Origin of the sequence: Hymenobacter metallilatus (assembly GCF_003944705.1) — a bacterium.
GTDB lineage: Bacteria > Bacteroidota > Bacteroidia > Cytophagales > Hymenobacteraceae > Hymenobacter > Hymenobacter metallilatus.
In genome coordinates, this window is record NZ_RWIS01000015.1 from 66,574 (window position 1) to 83,325 (window position 16,752).

At 59.8% G+C, this 16,752-nt stretch carries 11 protein-coding genes; 7 read left to right on the forward strand and 4 right to left on the reverse strand.

The features are described from left to right. Positions 1 to 27: 27 nt before the first annotated feature. From EI290_RS18955 to EI290_RS22895, 5 genes are all read left to right on the forward strand, one after another. Positions 28 to 405 (forward strand): response regulator, encoded by a 378-nt coding sequence (locus EI290_RS18955; protein WP_125433238.1) that lies wholly within the window; start codon positions 28 to 30, stop codon positions 403 to 405. Between the two features lie 107 nt (positions 406 to 512). Further along, entirely contained in the window at positions 513 to 1,280 is a 768-nt protein-coding gene (locus tag EI290_RS18960) for an MBL fold metallo-hydrolase (protein WP_125433239.1), read from the forward strand. Between the two features lie 6 nt (positions 1,281 to 1,286). Next, complete coding sequence (locus EI290_RS18965) at positions 1,287 to 1,787, forward strand: hypothetical protein (protein ID WP_125433240.1); 501 nt, start codon at positions 1,287 to 1,289, stop codon at positions 1,785 to 1,787. A 9-nt stretch (positions 1,788 to 1,796) separates the two neighbouring features. After that, on the forward strand, positions 1,797 to 3,359 hold the full coding sequence (locus tag EI290_RS18970) for an NFACT RNA binding domain-containing protein (RefSeq protein WP_125433241.1): 1,563 nt from the start codon (positions 1,797 to 1,799) through the stop codon (positions 3,357 to 3,359). A gap of 492 nt (positions 3,360 to 3,851) precedes the next feature. Beyond that, entirely contained in the window at positions 3,852 to 7,991 is a 4,140-nt protein-coding gene (locus EI290_RS22895) for a T9SS type A sorting domain-containing protein (protein WP_125433242.1), read from the forward strand. A gap of 160 nt (positions 7,992 to 8,151) precedes the next feature. On the opposite strand, the gene EI290_RS18980 is transcribed toward EI290_RS22895, so the two are convergent. From EI290_RS18980 to EI290_RS18990, 3 genes are all read right to left on the reverse strand, one after another. Beyond that, positions 8,152 to 10,023 carry a CHRD domain-containing protein gene (locus EI290_RS18980; RefSeq protein WP_125433243.1) on the reverse strand — a complete coding sequence of 624 codons (1,872 nt, stop codon included), beginning with the start codon at positions 10,021 to 10,023 and terminating at the stop codon, positions 8,152 to 8,154. Between the two features lie 205 nt (positions 10,024 to 10,228). Continuing rightward, complete coding sequence (gene ffh / locus EI290_RS18985) at positions 10,229 to 11,578, reverse strand: signal recognition particle protein (protein ID WP_125433244.1); 1,350 nt, start codon at positions 11,576 to 11,578, stop codon at positions 10,229 to 10,231. Between the two features lie 74 nt (positions 11,579 to 11,652). After that, positions 11,653 to 12,036 (reverse strand): hypothetical protein, encoded by a 384-nt coding sequence (locus EI290_RS18990; RefSeq protein ID WP_125433245.1) that lies wholly within the window; start codon positions 12,034 to 12,036, stop codon positions 11,653 to 11,655. Positions 12,037 to 12,144: 108 nt separating this feature from the next. On the opposite strand from EI290_RS18990, the gene EI290_RS18995 reads away from it, so the two are divergent. After that, a complete protein-coding gene (locus EI290_RS18995; RefSeq protein WP_246009002.1) occupies positions 12,145 to 13,461 on the forward strand; it encodes a glycosyltransferase family 4 protein in 1,317 nt (438 codons plus the stop codon). A gap of 59 nt (positions 13,462 to 13,520) precedes the next feature. On the opposite strand, the gene EI290_RS19000 is transcribed toward EI290_RS18995, so the two are convergent. After that, positions 13,521 to 15,347, reverse strand: a complete 1,827-nt coding sequence (locus EI290_RS19000; RefSeq protein ID WP_125433246.1) for a hypothetical protein — start codon at positions 15,345 to 15,347, stop codon at positions 13,521 to 13,523. A gap of 223 nt (positions 15,348 to 15,570) precedes the next feature. Here EI290_RS19000 and pseB point away from each other — a divergent pair, with 223 nt between their 5' ends. Next, on the forward strand, positions 15,571 to 16,590 hold the full coding sequence (gene pseB / locus EI290_RS19005; protein WP_125433297.1) for a UDP-N-acetylglucosamine 4,6-dehydratase (inverting): 1,020 nt from the start codon (positions 15,571 to 15,573) through the stop codon (positions 16,588 to 16,590). Positions 16,591 to 16,752 lie beyond the last annotated feature (162 nt).

A 16,752-nucleotide genomic window follows, 5' to 3' on the forward strand; every position in this document is an offset into this window, starting at 1 on the left:
CACGAACTTCTCTACATCTCCCTCCCCATGGCCGACTCCAAAACGATTCTGATTGCTGAGGACAGCTCCGTTATTCTGAACCTGACTAAAAAAATCCTGGAACTCCAGCGGTACCGTATTGTATCGGCCAAGAACGGCGGCGAAGTCATCAAACAGATAGAAACCCAGCCCATCGACTGTGTACTGATGGACATCAATATTCCGGTGAAGGATGGCATGGAATGCACTCGGGAAATCCGTCGTAACCCGGATCCACGCATTGCCAAAATTCCGGTAATTGCCATTACGGGCAACGCCAACAACTACTCCATGGAACAGTTCCGGGAGGCGGGCGTAACCGACTATCTGCCCAAGCCCCTGGATTTTGACGCCCTGGTGCGGGTGGTGAAACAGTATGTGGGGTAGAGGGAATTATGAGTTATGAGTGCTGAATTATGAATTGGCGAGTCGGTAATACTGACTGCCAACGGTTAATTCATACTTTATAATTCAGCACTCATCATTCAAACGAAGTGGAAGTAACTTTCCTCGGTACAGGCACGTCGCAGGGGGTACCTATTATTGGCTGCTCCTGCGCCGTGTGCCGCTCCGTCGACTACCGCGACAAGCGGCTGCGGGTATCGGTGCATTTGCAGGTGCAGGGCAAGAGTATTGTTATCGACTCAGGTCCCGACTTCCGGCAGCAGGCGCTGCGGGAGCACCTCAACCACCTCGATGCGCTGGTATTCACCCACGAGCACAAGGACCACACCGGCGGCCTCGACGATATTCGGGCCTACAATTTCCGGCAGCAGCGGGATATGCCCATACATGCCGAGCCCCGCGTGCTGGATCAGTTACGGCGCGAGTATGCCTACATTTTCTCCGAGCACAAGTACCCCGGCATCCCGCAGGTACAACTCCACCCCATCCTGAGCGACACCGACAGTTTTTGGGTGGAAGGAATTGAATTCCAGCCCATTCGGGCGCTACACTACAAGCTGCCGGTGCTGGGCTTCCGGGTGGGCGGCTTCACCTACGTGACGGACGCCAACCACCTTGCGCCCGAAGCCTTGGAGCGAATGCGCGGCTCGGAGGTGATTGTGCTCAATGCTCTGCGCCACGAAAAACATATTTCGCACTTTACGCTGCAGGAGGCTGTGGCCATTCTGGAGGACCTGGCCCCGCGCCGGGCCTACCTCACCCACATCAGCCACCAGCTGGGCCGCCACCGGGAAGTGGAAGCCGAATTGCCGGACTTTATCCGGCTGGCGTATGATGGGCTGCGGGTGGAGGTGTAAGTAGATATGCAGTGGGTCCCCTCTCTTGAAGAAGTATTTGTAACGGACTTTACCCCAGATGAAGTCCTGCATGTAATACGTGCCAATACAACTGGGACGCATAGTTGGGGTCATCAAGATGCCGCGTTCCGCGGTGTTATTGAGGGCAGCCCGTTTACCCTTTATCGGCTTTCCCTACTTACCAACTGGGCTACCAGACCACAGATTACTGGCTGGATAGAACCAAATCCACAAGGCCCTGGTGCCAAGCTTATACTTCAGCAGCAAGCCAGTATGGGCGCATTCTGGAGTGGACTCATTCTCTCTTCCGTACTCGCCGCTTGTATGGCAGCGTTGTTGTGGGCGCCCATGTTGGAAGCCAACGGGCACCCCGGCTATCTGCTGGTTCCGTTTATACTGCCTTTGTTTGTGCTGGTATTCACTCTGGTTCCCTTCAGACTGGCAGTTGCAGAGAACCGACATATCCTAACCCGCCTTCTTTTTTTGCAACAGGTTGCCAAAGGTTAGTTTAAAAACATGCACACCAACTACTACTTCCTGCGCCAGCTGGCTCCGGCCCTCACGCGGCAGCTGCAAGGCTACCGCGTGGTTACGTGCTTTTCGCAGGAAAAAGATGAGCTGGTGATTGGCCTGACCGATGGCACCGCCGAATTCTGGTTGAAATGTACGCTGGCAGCCGCAAGCATCCTGCTGGCCCTGCCCGAGTCGTTCCACCGGGCCCGGCAGAACTCCGTGGATTTGCTGCCGGAGCTGCTGGGGCAGGAAGTAGCTACGGTGGAAGCGTGGCCCCAGGACCGGGTGCTGCAAGCTACTTTCCGGAGCGGGGCTACGCTGGTGTTGAAGCTCTACAGCACCCGGCCCAACGCTATTTTCCGGACCCGGCCCGATGCGGCGGCCCAGCTGTTTCATCAGCGCTACCTCCCCGATGCCGAGTTGCAGCCCACGGCCGCCGTTGCCCCGGACCCGCAGGAGCCAAACCCGCTGAAAGCCTACCCCAGCCTCGGCGACGTGGCGCTGGCGTACCTGCGCACCCAGGGCTACGACCCGGCTCCCCTGGATACCAAGTGGCAGTTGGTGCGACAGGTAGCGGCAACGCTGGAGCACCCGGCTGCTTTCTACATCACACGCCTGACCGACCGTACCCGCCTGAGTCTACTGCCGGTGGGCGACGTTGAACTCACTCTGCCAGTCCTGGACCCCATTGGGGCCGTCCGGCGGTTTGTACCCCTGCTGCTGAACCGCCGCGCCTATGAAGCAGAGTACGCCCAGGTGCGGCAGCTGCTGGAAAAACGTGCCGACGAAGCTGCTACCGCCGCCCAGCACGCCCGTAAGCGTCTGCACGCTCTGGAACATACCGTGGGCTACCGCCAAACTGCCGATTTGATTATGGCCCACCTCAGCCAGATTCCGGCCGGAGCTACCCAGGTAGAAGTAGTTGATTTCTATCAGGATAATCAGCCGCGCGTTATCAAGCTTAAGCCCACCGAAACGCCGCAGCGCACCGCCCAACATCTGTATCGGAAAGCTAAAAACCAGCAGCGCGAAACCCAGGAGCTGAGTGCCCGGGCCGAGCGGCGGGAGACAGAGGCCCTGGCCGCCCTGGAGCGGCTGGAGGAGCTGGCGGCCCTACCCGCCGGGGAGTTGCGTACCCTCCGGCAGTGGCGGAAGCAATACGGCCTCGACCCGGCCGCTGCCAGCAAAGCCCCCCAGGAACTACCATTTAAGGTGTTCGAGGATAGTGGCTTTACCATTCTGGTAGGCCGCAGCGCGCCCAACAACGACCTGCTGACCCAGCGCTACGCCCACAAGGACGACCTGTGGCTGCATGCCAAGGATGTAACTGGCTCGCACGTGGTTATTCGTCACAAAGCCGGGCAGGCCATTCCGCAACCCGTACTGGAGCGGGCGGCCCAGCTGGCGGCGTGGTATTCCCGCCGCAAAAGCGACTCACTGTGTCCGGTTACTTATACGCCCAAAAAATTTGTTCGCAAACCCAAGGGCGCGCAGCCGGGCCAGGTAGTAGTGGAGCGGGAGCAAGTGCTGTTAGTTGTGCCAGCCAACCCATTTGAGCGGGAGTAGCCAGGTATAAACTACCGCTACTACCCCGAGCGTCCTCCTTTATATGTTTTCACATATATGATTGGTTTTTCATGTTGGCTGATAGCCAGCGTGGTACCGGTTTATGTACTAACATGGGTTTGCCACATAGTACTACTATTGGAATAGTAACATAACCATAATTACAATATTCTTGCTTTACAAAATACAAGTATAAGAATAACCATAAGCTCAACGGTACTCACCACAACCAAGACAATAGACCTTGGCTGCAATACCTATTCTCTTTCAACATATTATGAAGTTACGCGCTTTTACAAAGCGCATTAACAAACTCAGTATAGCAGTATTTTAATTATTCAAATACAATTTATAACATACAGCACAATTTATTGCGACACTGAAAATGTTCTATATCATTGCAGCGAATAAGGTACTATAGTGGATAGTGTCAGTTGTTGATTTTCAGCTGAGTTGGGCTCGTAACAGTTTCACCTTCTTTTCCTGTATTGTATGAGTATACCTCTTCCCTCCACCGTATGGCGTCGGGCATCGGTTATCTGTATCCGACGGTTAACAGCGGCCCTAGGTATTGGGCTGGCTTGCGCCACCACTGCGCTGGCTCAATTCCCCCGGGTTGAGTCCTTCAAAAACAGCACTACTTCTGGCTCGGGCTTCACCCTGGGCGGCAACCCCAATACCGCTGTGCTAACGGCGGCCAGCGGCACCGATGCAAATGGCTCGGGCTACCTGCGCCTGACCGACAACGGTGGTAACCAATCGGGCTACGCCATCGACAACGCTTCCTTTCCGGCTCCGTCTGGGTTCAGTATTTCGTTTGAATTCTTCTCCTACGGCGGCAACGGCGCCGATGGATTTTCGGTCTTTCTGATTGATGCCGACAAAACTTCGGCGGCGGCATTTACCAGTGGAGCATCGGGTGGGTCGTTGGGATATGCCCAGAAAACGGTGAATCCGGTCAGCAACGGCGTACCTAATGGCTACGTGGGCATTGGCATTGATGAATTCGGCAACTTCTCCAACCCGACGGAAGGCCGCGTGGGGGGGCCGGGCCCCCAGCCCGATGCTGTAACGCTGCGGGGTGCCGGAAACGGCCAGAGCTCCACGGACTATCCTTACCTGGCAGGCAGCGGTACCCTACCCTTCAGCCTGGATGTGGCCACGGCTCGGGCCCAGCAGGGCAGTGCCGACTTCCGACGGGCTTATATTGATGTGATTCCGCAGTCGAACGGTACCTACCAGATTACGGTGCGCATTCAGCACGGCAATGCCGTAACTACGGCGGTTAACCGGGTTACCATTTCTACTCCCCCGGCTAACCTGCGCATTGGTTTTTCGGGCTCTACCGGCGGAAGCAATAATTTCCATGAAATCCGAAACCTGGCCATTGTAAAATCTCCTTTCGCCAACGACGATGTGGCCGGCACCGTGTTCAATGTGCCCGTTTCGCTCAATATTCTGAGCAATGATGTAGCCCAGGGCAGCAACCTCAATCCGGCCTCAGTAGACCTCGACCCCAGCACCACCACCCTGGATAATACCTACACTGTAGCTGGTCAGGGCACGTTTACTCTGGGCTCCAACGGCGTTGTAACGTTTACGCCGGTGGCTACTTTTGCAGGTGTTGTAACGGTTCCTTACACGGTAGCCTCCGTGCTGGGCGACCGGTCCAGTCCGGCTAATATTACCATTATTGTGAAGGGGGCCGACCTGGCTTCCAGCATCAGTGGGCCAACTTCGGCCAGTCCGGGTGCGCAGGTTACCTATACAGTGAACACCAGCAACCTGGGCACCGAAACGGCCACCAACGTAGTGCCCACGGTGCAGCTACCGACCGGGCTTGCGGGGGTAGTGGTATCCAGTGGCTCCTACAACAGCAGCAGTGGGTTGGTTACGTTTGCAACTACGGCCAGCCTGGCCAGCGGGGCCCCAACGGTGGTAAACACTGTACGCTTCACGGCCCCGGCCTCGGGCTCGGTAACAGCCACCACGGGTGTAAGTACCGCTACCCCTGATCCGGTAGCGGCAAACAATACGGCTACTATTACAACGCTGGTGGAGGGCGTTAGCAATGCTGCTACCGCCTGCGCCACTCCCGGCAAGGATGGCCCCGGCGCTCTGACCAGCAGCTCAGTGCCCAATACCTATTTCCCGGGCAGCGCTACCACCGCGGCCAACGCCACCAGCCTGACGCTGGGGGCGGCTGTGGGTGGCTCAACTCCCATCAGTGCCGGCGACCTGGTGCTGATTCTGCAAACCCAGGGGGCCGACCTCAATACTGATAACGCCGACACTTACGGAAATGGCACATCAGGGGGCAGTGGAAGCGGCAACATTGGGGGTAGCACCTTTACGGCAGGCTACTATGAATATGCCATTGCAACCAACTCCGTTCCGCTTTCCGGCGGCACCCTTACCCTGGCCAAAGCCCTGGGCCGTGTATACCAGCGGGTCGATTATACCGATGCCTCCGCCCCCACCGGGCAGCGGCGCTTTCAGGTAATACGGGTGCCCCAGTATTCGGCCCTCACCGTAACGGGCACTGTAACGGGCACCGCCTGGAACGGTGAGGCGGGAGGTTTGTTGGTGCTGGATGTAGCCGGGCAAACCACTTTTGCCGGCACTGGCAGCCGGCTGGATATGAGCGGTAAAGGATTCCGGGGCGGAGCAGCCCGTCAGTACACGGGCAGTTCCGCCTACACAGACGCTGATTTCCGTAACCTGGCCAGCACTACCACCGCTGGCGCACACGGCTCTAAGGGAGAAGGCCGGGCTGGTACCCCCCGCTATGTATTCAACGGCACTGCCGTGGTGGACACGGGAGTAGAGGGCTACCGAAACGGCAGTGTGGGCCGAGGAGGCCCCGGCAATGCGGGAGGCGGAGCCACGGACCTCCTGGCTACTACCACCAACGCCGGTGGCGGCGGGGGCGGCGGCGGCGGCAACGATGCCGCTGGCGGCCTGGGAGGTCGTAATAATGGCTCGACTGATGGTACGGTTCGGGCCGCTGGTGGCGCCGCTTTTGGCGGGTCGCTGGGCCGTTGGTTTCTGGGCGGTGGCGGCGGGGCCGGTTCTTCGGAAGAAGCTGGCACTCAAAGCAGCGGCGGTGCTGGCGGGGGCATTGTGGTGCTGCGCACCGGCTACCTCAGCGGAACCGGCGAACTGCGCGCCAGCGGTGGTAACGCACCTACTGCCGGCCAAACCACTACGTACACCAACGGCGGAGGCGGCGGGGGTGCCGGTGGCACCGTGGTACTGTTGGCCACCAATACGGGCGGCGTAGCCAACATCACCCTCACGGCAACGGGCGGCATCGGCGGCAATGCTTTCACTGGCTCAGCTACCACGTATGGCCCCGGCGGCGGCGGCGGCGGCGGCTTCATATTCAGCAACAGCGACCTGGGCACCGAGGTAAATACCGGTGGTGCCCGCGGCAGCACCGGCGCCAATACTGGTACTACCGCCTTTGGGGCAGCCAACGGGGGGGCCGGGACACCGGTGCTGAACGTGACGGATGTCGGCTCTACCATTATCGGGGGAGCGGGCCCCTGCCTGCCGGCTCTGTCGGTGGCTATGGCTACCTCTACCCCAAATGTGCAGCGTACGGGCGGGGCGGGCAGTAGCGTACAACCTGCTACCTTCACCATCACCGTATCCAACACGGGTGGTCAGGCTACCGGAGTAAAGGTTCTGGCAGCTCTGGCTAACAACATTGTTCGGTATGATGCCGGCTTCACTCCCGTTATTACGGTGCGCGACGCCAGCGGGACAACTACTCCGGTAAGCGGGGCTACCCTGCCCAACAACAATGTGAGCCAGGCCGAATTTGGCAACCTGACTATTCCAGGCGGAGCCACGCTCACCATCACGTTCCGGACTACGCTAGTAGCATCGGCACAGGACAACGTAGCCTATCAGGCCAACGCCACCGTCACTTACACCGACCCCTTCCGCACAACAGCGGCGGCTACCGTAACGCCAGGCGGTAACTATGCGGCCACCACGGATGGCAGCCTGGGTGCGGCCGGGGGCAGCAACTATTCGGCCTCCAGCTCTACCAACGAGGACGTGACGATTACCCGGCCACTGCCCGTTACGCTTACCAGCTTTGAGGCCAGGGCCGCCGGCCAGGATGCCTTGCTTACCTGGAGCACGGCCCAGGAACTTAACAACGACCGGTTTGAAGTTGAAAGAAGCCTCAATGGCGTCGACTTTGAGAAGATAGGTACCGTGAAGGGGCAGGGCACCACGTCGGTGGCTACCGCCTACCGCTTTGCCGATGCCGGGGCGGCCCGCCTAAGCTCTAAAATCCTGTACTACCGCCTGCATCAGGTAGATCTGGATGGGCCTGGCATGTACACTATGGTTCGTGCTGTGCGCTTCGAGCGGGTGAAGGGTACCGCCTCGCTTTACCCCAACCCCCACCAGGGCCGCTTCACCCTTGATCTGCAAGCCCTGCCCACCGGCATCTACCAGGTGGAGGTACTTGACCTGGCCGGCCGCCGTGTGTACCAGGCGCAGCTTAGCGGTGGCCAGGAGCATCCCCTGGCTCCCGGCCTGCCTATGGGCTCCTACGTTGTACGAGTGAGTGGGCAGACAACTATCCTTACGCTTCCCATGGTAAAAAACTAGGCCACTCCAGCCGTTCATTGTCCACAACGGGCCTTGATTTGCCGGTGTTTGTTTCATATTCCTGTTAACCAAGAGCCCCGCCGGGTTGTCCGGCGGGGCTCTTTGCGGTTGAGGCTGTACGGTAAGAATGAAAGTAACCCGTACGGGCTTCTCGTGGCGGCTACTGGGCTATGAGACGGGTAGTCAGGCGGCTTCCGGCCAGCTCTACTGACAGCATGTACACGCCCGGCGCTACGTCCGCCAGCGGTACTACCGCCTGATTCACACCGGTTCGTATCAGCACCGCACGGGTCAGTACTCGGCGGCCCAGCATATCGGTCAGGAACAGGGTGCCGGGTCCCGTGCTGCGGGCTTCAAACGAAACGGTAGCAGCCTCCTGGGCTGGGTTGGGCACCACCGAGAAACCGGTAGCGGCCAGTACTGCGGGCTGAGTTGCCAGCACCAGGTTCAGGTCGCGGGCACCGCGCAGCACCTGTCCCCGAATTTCGCCACCGGGGTTGGCGGCCGTGTGCAGGTTCACGTACACACTGTCGCGGCGGAACTGCAGGGCCCGGCGGGCCGTGAAAGGGCGGGTATCGTTGGGGGCAGCATTTGTAGCCAGCCAGTAGCCTTCCGCCGCGTTGGAGGCCGAATTGAAGAACGGCATCAAATCAAACACCACTGGTCCGGCCTGGGTGCGCAACCCGGTGTGGAAGTGCCCCATGGTGGCCGGACCGCTCAGCCCGCCCCAGGAAATAGTGAAGTGTACATTGCTTTGGTTGCGGTCCATGCTTACGAAACCGGCACCGTAGCCGGTGGTTACCACGGGCGTGGGCCGCTCCTGGTTGCCGCTCAGGGCCAGCACGTAGCCTTCCCGCGCCAACCGATACACCTGCCCCCGCACCTCGCCGCTTGGCCGGGCGGCCGTGGCCAGCACCATGTTCACGCCGCCTTGCAGAAACAGATTAACGGCTGCGGTTGAAAGATTGGTTAGCCGAACCGAAAAGGCGCTGGGTGTACCGGCCGGCAACGTCACCGTTACCAGCGGGGTAGCGGGGTTGGCCTGGCCGGCATCGGCCTGAAACAGGGAAAAGGCCGTGGCATCTCCGCTCAGGCCGGTGTGGCTCACAAATATCTGGAGTGTATCGAGGGTGGTGTTCAGGCGCAGAAAGGATACGGCCCGGGCGGTAGTCGTTACGGCGGGCACCATCTGGGCCCCGTCGAGGCGGGCATCGTGGCTGAGGTAGCGGGCCTCACGGATTAGCTGCCCCCGGATTTCGCCGCCGGGGTTGGCGGCCGTATGCACGTTGATGTAGATCTGACCGGCTAACATAGCCGTTACAATGGCTGGAGTTGGGGTCACTTCGCCTTCAATCACGTTGCCACTTATATAAGGCATCAGGTCCAGCACCACCGGGCCCGCCACGCCCGTGGCTCCCTGGTGAAAATGCGCCATGGTAATGGGGCCGCTCAGCCCGCTCACTACCACCCGGAACGCCAGCCGCCCCTGGTTCTGGGACAGATTAAACGTGCCTATGCCCGTTCCATTGGTGGTTACCGGTGGCACTTCCTGCGTGCCCGACAGCGCCGCCACGAATTCTTCATCTTTTTCCAGCTCAATCTGCCCCCGGATTTCGCCGCCGGGGTTAGCGGCCGTGTGCACATTAATGTAGTAGCCACCGCGCAGGTAGCGGTCCAGCTTGGCCCGGTCCAGGTTGGCACCCGTCAGAAAGCCCTGAATCCGGTTACCCCGCACAAAAGGCATCAGGTCAGTAACAACCGGCCCAGCCACTCCACGAAAGCCATTGTGCACGTGGGCCATGGTTACGGGTCCACTCAGGCCGCTGAAGGAGCCGGAAATAAAGAGCGTATCCTTGCCGGCATTGAGCGTGAAGCTTACCGCGCCCCTGGCAGTAGTCGTTACGGCCGGTACCTCCTGGTCGCCCCCCAACGAGGCCCCCAGCAGCAGATGAGGCCGCAAATGGTCGGCATACACGGCGGAGCTCCACATCCAGAGCAGGCAAACCAGTACTCGCGTAAACAGCTGTTTCATGGTGGTAGAATGAAGGATATAAGGAATGAAAAAGAAAAAATTTCAATGTTACTTTCCTTATACCTACCACATTAGCCCGTATAGGTTTCGTGTAATATTCGGGCCTTGGCCGTTTTCCCCCAAACGCCAACGCGCCCGGCAGCTACAGCTACCGGGCGCGTTGCACCAACGGCCCCGTTCAAATCCGGCCGTTTATGTCCGTAGTTTAGCGCAGGGGGCCTTTCATACCCATCATGCGGGCCATCTGCTGCATTCCGCCTTTGGTCTGGCTCATCTTGTTCATGGTGCGCATTACTTTGCGCATATCCTCAAACTGCTTCATCAAATTGTTTACCTGCTGAATATCAGTGCCGGAGCCCTTGGCGAGGCGGCGGCGGCGGCTACCGTTCAGCAGCTCGGGCTGGGCCCGCTCCTTGGGCGTCATGCTCTTGATGATGGCCTCAATGGGCTTGAAGGCGTCGTCGTCAATTTCTACGTCCTTCATGGCCTTACCCATGCCCGGAATCATACCCACCAGGTCCTTAAGGTTGCCCATCTTCTTGATCTGCTCCAGCTGGGAGAGGAAGTCATCGAAGTTGAACTGGTTTTTGCGAATCTTCTGGTTGATGCGCTTGGCCTCTTCCTCGTCGAACTGCTGCTGGGCCCGCTCTACCAGACTGATGACGTCGCCCATGCCCAGGATGCGCTGGGCCATCCGGTCGGGGTAGAACATGTCCAGGGCCTCCATCTTCTCGCCCGTGGAGATAAACTTGATGGGTTTTTCCACCACGGCCCGGATGCTCAGCGCCGCCCCACCGCGGGAGTCGCCGTCGAGCTTGGTGAGCACCACACCGTCAAAGTTCAGCCGGTCGTTGAAGGTCTTGGCGGTATTCACGGCGTCCTGGCCGGTCATGGAGTCCACCACAAACAGGGTTTCGGCGGGGTTAATGGCCCGCTTCACCTGCTCGATTTCGGCCATCATCTGCTCATCCACGGCCAGGCGGCCGGCGGTGTCGATGATGACGACTTTCTTGTTGTTCTTCCGCGCAAACTCAATGGCGTTCTGCGAAATCTGCACCGGGTTTTTGTTATCCGGTTCCGAGTACACCTCCACGCCTACCTGCTCACCCAGCACCTTCAGCTGGTCGATGGCGGCGGGGCGGTATACGTCGCAGGCCACCAGCAGCACATTCCGGCCCTGCTTTTTGAGGTAGGCAGCCAGCTTGCCGGCGAAGGTGGTTTTGCCCGACCCCTGCAAACCCGACAGCAGCACCACGGCCGGGTCGCCTTTGATTTGAATGTCCTGCTTTTCGCCGCCCATGAGCTGGGTCAGCTCATCATACACGATTTTGGTCATCAGCTGGCCCGGCGACACGCTGATGAGCACGTCGCGGCCCATGGCCTCCTCCTTAATCTTGTCGGTTACTTCCTTGGCCACCTTGTAGTTCACGTCGGCATCCACCAGGGCCCGGCGGATTTCCTTCACGGTAGCCGCTACGTTGATTTCGGTGATGGAGCCCTGGCCTTTGAGGGTTTTGAAGGCGCGGTCGAGCTTGGTACTGAGGTTATCGAACATGAATCACTGATTTTGCTACGCAGAACTTCGTTTGCGCTGATTTTTTGATTTCGCTGATTTCGGTTAGGAAGGTCTTAGGAGGCTTTGCGGAGCACAATGTCCTCGAGCACCGACAAACGGCGGAGTACGTCGGGGTCGGTGCTAGGGCGGGCTTCCAAGCGCTCCAGCCGCTGGTCGATGTGCTGCACGTCGGTGCGCAACTCACTCACTTCTTCCTTTACGCCGTCTATCTTTTTCTCCACGCGGATGAATCCGTCGGCTACAGCTTCGGCAAAGCGGTTAAAGATGGCTTCAAAGCGGGCGTCGGACTGCTCCATGCGCTGCTCCATTCTCTCGCCCATTTGCTCTACAACGGTAGTTAGCCGGGCAAGGTCCTTTTTATTCTCCTCGGTCTGCCGGTCCACGGCGCGGAGGACGTCGCCCATCAGGGACAGTAGGTCGGTGTAATCGGCAGCCATAGCGGAGTATACGGGAGAGTAACCGGGTTCAGCCTCCAAAAGTAACCAGAAAACCCCGAAAGGCCACGGGTGCGTACCTTCGCGGCTTCACTGATGCTTTTTCTGCCCGTGCCCGAGTCTGTTGCCCGCCCTTTGCGTTTGCTGGTGATTACCTACTACTGGCCGCCCTCGGGCGGGGCCGGGGTGCAGCGCAGCCTCAAATTCGTAAAGCACCTGCCGCAGCTCGGCGTCGAGCCCACCGTAGTTACCGTGGACCCCGCCCAGGCCGCCTACCCGGTCCTCGACGATTCGCTGGCCGCCGATGTACCCGCCGGGGTACGGGTGATTCGGACCGGCACCTTCGAGCCCTTCGACAGCTACAAGCGGCTCACGGGCAAGCAGGTACCGTACGGCGGCTTTGTGGGGGAAAGCAAGACGAGCCGGGTGCAGCAGCTGTTCAAATTTGTGCGCGGCAACCTGTTCATTCCCGATGCCCGCCGGGGCTGGAACCGCTTCGTGCTGGACGCCGTGGCCGGGCTGCTGGCCGCCGGCGAGCAGTTCGACGCCGTGCTGACCTCCTCCCCGCCCCATTCCACCCAGCTCATCGGGCTGGAACTGAAGCGCCGCTTCGGCCTGCGCTGGCTAGCCGATATGCGCGACCCGTGGACGGATATCTACTACTATAAGGAGCTAAATCACCTGCCCCTGGCCCGCTGGCTGGATGCCCGCTACGAGCGGCAGGTGCTGGAGCAGGCCGATGCCGTGCTGGTCACCAGCCCCCACACCAAGCGGCTGTTTCTGGGCAAGTCCGCTAAGATTGACCCGGCGAAAATCCACGTCCTGCCCAACGGCTATGACGAAGACGACTTCCAGGAGCCCAGCCAGCCGCCTCAGCACGAACTGCTCATCACCCACACCGGCACCATCTCCGAAACTTACCACATCGAGCTGCTGCTGAGCGCCTGCGCCGAGTGCCGCCGCCGCCACCCCGACGTGCCGCTGCGGCTGCGCTTCGTGGGCAAGGCGTCCGAGGGTATTCAGCGCCAGGCCCGGGAGGCGGGTTTGCAGGAGGCGGCGGAGTTCATCCCGTTCGTGCCCCACGACGAGTCGGTGCAGTACCTGCTGCGGAGTACGGTGCTGCTGATGGCTATACCGGACGTGGCCAACAACCGGGGCATTCTGCCGGGCAAGGTGTTCGAGTACCTGGCTACCAGCAAGCCCATCCTGTGCGTAGGCCCCGCCGGCTCCGACGCCGACGAGCTACTGCAAGCCTGCGGGGCCGGCCGCGCCCTCCCCTACGACGCCTACGCCCAGATGCTGGAAACCCTGGAAACCCTGGCCGCTCAGTGGCGCATCAACCCCAACCTGGATCTGCCCGGCGGCCACCCCGAACGATACTCACGCCGACATTTGACGGGAGAGTTGGCAGAGCTGGTGCGGAAGTAGTTGAGGCAGGAGCCATACCAGAACGTGTACCCCGAAGCTGTGCTTCGGGGTACACGTTCTTACCGCCCCAGCAACCCGCGCAGCTTGCCTGGCACCAGGCTGGCGGCGCGGGCTTTCAGGTCGGTCCAGGCAGAATGGCTTAAGGTTCGGCCGTGCCACTGACTAATGCCCTGGGCCAGCCGCTGGGCCAGGGTGCGGTAGTGCTGGCGGTGGTAGTGGCGCAGGTTGTTGGTAACGTCGGCGGGGGTTTGTACGAAGTCGCGCACGTCCACCACGAAGCAGTTGGCCGCCGTAGCCACGAAGTCGGCCAAAGCCTGGTTCAGCAGCTGATGGCGCTGCCGGGCACCGATTTCGCCGGAACCCGGCACCTCAATTTCGGCCCCGTTGAGGAGGAAAATGGGCACCGCAGCCGACACCTGGGCCCGCAGCCACCGTAGGTTTTCTTGAAACTCATCGGCTGAAATCTGGCCCTCGTGCTCAAACTCCTGGGCAAACCGCCGCAGAAACGCCTCATTCAGCCCCTGAAAACGACGCTGGGCATAACGGGCGGCCTGGGCAGCAGGGTCCTGGGCAGTAAGGTTCTGGTAGGCTCCGAAGGGTATGCGGCGGCCGGTGGTCCGCTCCCGGTACACGTCCTGGGTGTAGTCCATGAGGGGGCTGTACACCAGCACGTCGTAGTCACCGGCCCAGAGTTTGGTATCAAAAGCTTCCTGGCCCAGAAACGGCAGGGCGGCCGCCAAGCGCTGCTGCTCGGCGGCGGGCCACTCCTGGCTGGCCCGCAGCAGCAAAGTGTGCTCCAGGTGCACCGGAATCTGGTATTCATTATTGAAATTGAACTCCTCCGTTACGTCCAGCGCAAACGCCTGCAGGAAGGGCGTAAGCTGGCCCAGGTCGCAGCCCCCTTTCAACAGCACCCGTAGCCGGTTGGCGGCCTGAGCGGCGGCAGGTTGCAGCGGGGTGGCGGCGGGTTCCTGCAGCGTAATCCAGTCGGGCGTTTCCGTCTGGTTCAGCTCGGTAGCAACATCACCTTGCACTTTCAGCTGCGGGAAGCCCAAGTGGGCATAGATCCACTGCTCCACGCCCAAATGCAGGATGCGGCAGGAGAAAACCAGCTGCTCCAGGCGGTTATCGGGCCGGTGCAGGCAGTAAATGCCCACCAGCCCATAGTCGCCGAACCGGTCCTGCACGCGCACGGTGCCCCAGCGGCGGCTGGGGTCCTGGAGGCTGACCTCCAGCTCGGCTTTGGTAACACGCTGTTTGGTGAAATTGAGCTGATTGGAACGGTTAATCAGCTCTTCCAGCCGGTTAAGGTCCGGTAGCACGGCCTCGCCCTCCCGAAGTTCCACCCGCACCTGGGCGTCGCGCAGAAAGGCCAGGTTATCATTGTACTGAGTGCGGGCCTGCTGCTGCCGCTCCAGCAGCCGGTATTGCTCCAGGCGCGAGAAGGTGGGGTCGGGCTTGCCGCTGGCCCGCAGCAGCGGGGCCAGGCGGGACAGATCCTGGGGGTCGGCGGTTTGCAGCCCGGAGTTGTAAAACTCGGCCTCAGCCCGGTTAATGGGGTTGTCGTCGAGGAACAAGGCATTGGGGGCGCGCAGCTGCATCTGTTCCAGCAGCTGCCGGATAATAGGGCCCTTGGGCTGCCAGCTGATCTGCGGAAATACGAACAACTCCCGGATACCCATCTCCATGAGCTTGGCCTCGGCCGGAGCAAAGTCGTTTTTACTGACGATGGTGTGCACGATGCCCCGGGCGGCAGTGTCGCGCACCAGTTGCACGTTTTCTTCCAGGGCTTCCACCACGCCCTCCGAGAGCGTACCGCGCCAGAAGGTATCATCCAGGTCCCAGATGATGACTTTGATGGGGTGAGGAAAGGCGAAATCGGACATGATGAGGGCGGGAAAGACCATTATCATTCTGAGCAGCGCGAAGGACCTTCTCACGCCAGAACGAGCTGTTCAGTAGTAGTCCAGACGGGAGAAGGTCCTTCGCAAGCTCAGGATGACAAGCAAAAAATGGAACGCCGGCAAAACTACGCAAGCTCCGGACGGAATGCCTACTTTTGCCCTCCTTAGTCCTGGCCGGCACTACGCCCGGCCCTGTTCCCTTGATATGGCCCTCGACCTCAATCACAAATCCATTCTGGTTACCGGCGGCACCGGTTCGTTCGGCAAAAAGTTTGTTCAGGCAGTTTTCGAGCAGTTCCCGCAGGTAAAACGGCTGGTGGTCTACTCCCGCGACGAGCTGAAGCAGTACGAAATGTCGCAGCAGTTTCCGCACGCCAAGTACCCAGCCATCCGCTACTTCATCGGCGACGTGCGCGACGCCGACCGGCTGAAGCGGGCCTGTGAGGGCATTGATATACTAGTGCATGCCGCCGCCCTCAAGCAGGTACCCGCCGCCGAGTACAACCCGATGGAGTGCATCAAAACCAACATCTTCGGGGCTGAAAATGTGATTAACGCCGCCCTCGACTGCGGAGTGAAGGATGTGGTGGCTCTGAGCACCGATAAGGCCGCAGCTCCTATTAACCTTTACGGTGCTACCAAGCTCTGCTCTGACAAGCTGTTTGTGGCCGCCAACAACATGAAGGGCAGCCGGGATTTACGCTTTTCGGTGGTGCGCTACGGCAACGTAATTGGCTCCCGGGGCTCGGTGGTGCCATTTTTCCTCCAACGGCGGGCTTCAGGCGTACTACCCATTACCCACCCCGACATGACACGCTTCAACATCTCTCTGGAGGAAGGCGTGGACCTGGTGCTGTACGCGCTGGAGCACAGTTGGGGAGGGGAAATCTTCGTACCTAAAATTCCGAGCTACAAAATCACGGAAGTGGCCAAAGCCATTGGCCCTGATTGCCACCAGGAAATTGTAGGCATCCGGCCCGGCGAGAAACTGCACGAGGAAATGATAACCGAAACCGACGCCCTAAGCACTGTGGAGCTGGACAAGTATTATGTCATCCTGCCCTTCACTCCACGCTGGGATGTGGACGACTTCATCCGCCACTTCGGCGGCCGCCGCGTGGAGCCGGGTTTTCACTATGATTCCTCCAATAACACCGAGTGGCTTTCAGCCGAGCAAATCCGCGAGGAAATCCGCCTGCACGTGGACGCGGGGTTTGAGGCGTAAGGCTAGGTTTTGTTTGTCATCCTGAGCAGCGCGAAGGACCTTATTACAACAGAACAATCCTCGTGAAAACGACATTGTTCTGTTGTAATAAGGTCCTTCGCGCTGCTCAACCGGACAGTTTTTGCCGGTAGTGTGAAGGGCGCAGTTTACTTTTGAACCTGT

Excerpts from the sequence above, each read along its gene's own strand:
- EI290_RS18955 (WP_125433238.1), top strand. The coding sequence starts at position 28 with ATGGCCGACTCCAAAACGATTCTGATTGCTGAGGACAGCTCCGTTATT.
- pseB (WP_125433297.1), top strand. The coding sequence starts at position 15,571 with ATGGCCCTCGACCTCAATCACAAATCCATTCTGGTTACCGGCGGCACC.
- EI290_RS18965 (WP_125433240.1), top strand. The coding sequence starts at position 1,287 with ATGCAGTGGGTCCCCTCTCTTGAAGAAGTATTTGTAACGGACTTTACC.
- ffh (WP_125433244.1), bottom strand. The coding sequence starts at position 11,578 with ATGTTCGATAACCTCAGTACCAAGCTCGACCGCGCCTTCAAAACCCTC.
- EI290_RS19000 (WP_125433246.1), bottom strand. The coding sequence starts at position 15,347 with ATGTCCGATTTCGCCTTTCCTCACCCCATCAAAGTCATCATCTGGGAC.
- EI290_RS18990 (WP_125433245.1), bottom strand. The coding sequence starts at position 12,036 with ATGGCTGCCGATTACACCGACCTACTGTCCCTGATGGGCGACGTCCTC.
- EI290_RS22895 (WP_125433242.1), top strand. The coding sequence starts at position 3,852 with ATGAGTATACCTCTTCCCTCCACCGTATGGCGTCGGGCATCGGTTATC.
- EI290_RS18980 (WP_125433243.1), bottom strand. The coding sequence starts at position 10,023 with ATGAAACAGCTGTTTACGCGAGTACTGGTTTGCCTGCTCTGGATGTGG.
- EI290_RS18970 (WP_125433241.1), top strand. The coding sequence starts at position 1,797 with ATGCACACCAACTACTACTTCCTGCGCCAGCTGGCTCCGGCCCTCACG.